Consider the following 1,679-nt stretch of genomic DNA (forward strand, 5'->3'; position numbering starts at 1 on the left):
CCTCGGTTTGGGGGAGGCCAAATACGTAAGAAGCAGAGGGAGAAATGCTAATGGTGCATGGATAGTTTGGTCAGATGGTGCCATTGAATTGGTTGGATATGGCGTATCAATAGTCAATGGCTTGGCTACGGTAACTTACCCCATAGAATTACCCGCAGTGAGCAGATATATCAGCATTGCTGAAAGGCTAAGCGGGGATACTGGTGTTAACAATAATACCAGTCATAGTTCAATGGTAATTGATCAATTAACAACTACGTCAGGTTTTCAAGCTCGTTGTATTATGTCAGCAACGGGTAACCCATCGAGTAATGGTTTCTCATGGAGAGTTTATTATGCGCCTGTTTAATCCAGTAACAATGACCGAAGCCATTCCCGGAATTCATGACCTTTCAAACGTAATTGAACTTTTTGAAGATAATTGGTTTTTTACTACAGTGAATGTTCCGGAGGGTATGGTTTTGTCAGTGAACAAAGACGGCGAGCCAATATTAAAAGAAATAGAATAGCATGAAGATACTTCTTGCTTTTTAATAATTTAATTAAGAGGCGGTGAGAAGAGATTCTCACTACCTCTTAATTATGGAGAATTACATTTATCTTTTGGGCCAGTCAATGTCAGGAGCTAAATAGGGATTAACTCTGTTAAGTAGCACCCGGTATTTTTTCAAAGACTGCAAAGCCTTTGATTCATCTTCGCTGGCGATACCCAAATCGACGGCATCTTGTAAAGGAAGGATATCGCTGTTAACCTGATTCATCAAAGAAATTTTTTGCTGTTCAGCTTGATTAATGAGTGCCTCTTTCTCAGCTTTTACATCTTTAACCCATGCGCCGCCATCCCATACATCCCAGGGTGTTTCAGGCGCCAGCGGTGTGGTCTCTACTGGATACTCTCCAAGCTGGCTAATGGTAATTCTTTCCCTGGTTTTAATATCGTACACATACGCATCTCGATGGTCGGTAATATATTCCCAAGCGGATAAATCAGGCGTTCGACAGATTGCGTAACCGCTTTTTTTTACAGGGGGTGCATCTATACAGGCATTAGCAGGCAAACCAACTCCGACAGCAAGATATTCAATGGACGATGACAAATATTCAATCGTTTCGCTGTCAAAGTTATAGATCGTAACTTCCCCTGCTTGTATAGCTATAAGTTCGCTATTTAATTTCGCAACTGACATCATGCAGCCCTCAAAATGTAATTAAATGCTTTGTTCCGTGGGCGCACCCTAAAACCTGCGCCAGCTCCTGATCCAATAGCCGTAAAGTTAATACCTGGATATGATTCAGATGAACCATAGAGTGCCTCCCTGGAATCATAATCTTGCGTATAATAATTAGCACTTGCGCTCGTGACTGTCGCGGCAGGCCTTGTAACAAAGATAAAGTTATTATTTGAGCCCTGAGCAAGGCCAAAACTTTCGACCAGTGTGGCAGCTTGCCAGCTTAATAACTGGCGAGCATTATCCACCCCACGTCCATCATCCCACCCACGAATAAACTCGCCACGTAAATCTGGAAGAATTAGCGAAGGATACGCTTTAGCAAGCAATGGATAAGTTGAAGCTGAAAAGGCAGCGCCATTACATTTCAACCAGCCGGTTGGCGGCGTGGCTGTGGGCCACGGTACCGGCACCCCCACAGGCAACGCTGATCCTTCCCCCAAACCGAGG

The 1,679-nt window shown here is 43.8% G+C and carries 3 protein-coding genes and 1 pseudogene; 2 read left to right on the forward strand and 2 right to left on the reverse strand.

Going from position 1 to position 1,679, the window contains the following annotated elements:
- Positions 1 to 349: pseudogene (locus HA48_RS22320) on the forward strand (phage tail protein); the annotation flags it as partial.
- Positions 336 to 509 (forward strand): hypothetical protein, encoded by a 174-nt coding sequence (locus HA48_RS22225; protein ID WP_167377167.1) that lies wholly within the window; start codon positions 336 to 338, stop codon positions 507 to 509. The pseudogene HA48_RS22320 and the gene HA48_RS22225, both read left to right, overlap by 14 nt.
- A gap of 87 nt (positions 510 to 596) precedes the next feature.
- Here HA48_RS22225 and HA48_RS21850 read toward each other — a convergent pair whose 3' ends face one another.
- Positions 597 to 1,190, reverse strand: a complete 594-nt coding sequence (locus HA48_RS21850; protein ID WP_244182933.1) for a tail fiber assembly protein — start codon at positions 1,188 to 1,190, stop codon at positions 597 to 599.
- Positions 1,187 to 1,679, reverse strand: a 493-nt coding sequence (locus HA48_RS21855) for a phage tail protein (RefSeq protein ID WP_128603172.1), incomplete at its 5' end; no start/stop codon positions are given. The genes HA48_RS21855 and HA48_RS21850, both read right to left, overlap by 4 nt.

Origin of the sequence: Pantoea wallisii (assembly GCF_002095485.1) — a bacterium.
Classification (GTDB): Bacteria; Pseudomonadota; Gammaproteobacteria; order Enterobacterales; family Enterobacteriaceae; genus Pantoea; species Pantoea wallisii.

Bases quoted from the DNA above. Each gene is read 5' to 3' on its own strand.
- HA48_RS22225 (WP_167377167.1), top strand. From the start codon at position 336: ATGCGCCTGTTTAATCCAGTAACAATGACCGAAGCCATTCCCGGAATT.
- HA48_RS21850 (WP_244182933.1), bottom strand. From the start codon at position 1,190: ATGATGTCAGTTGCGAAATTAAATAGCGAACTTATAGCTATACAAGCA.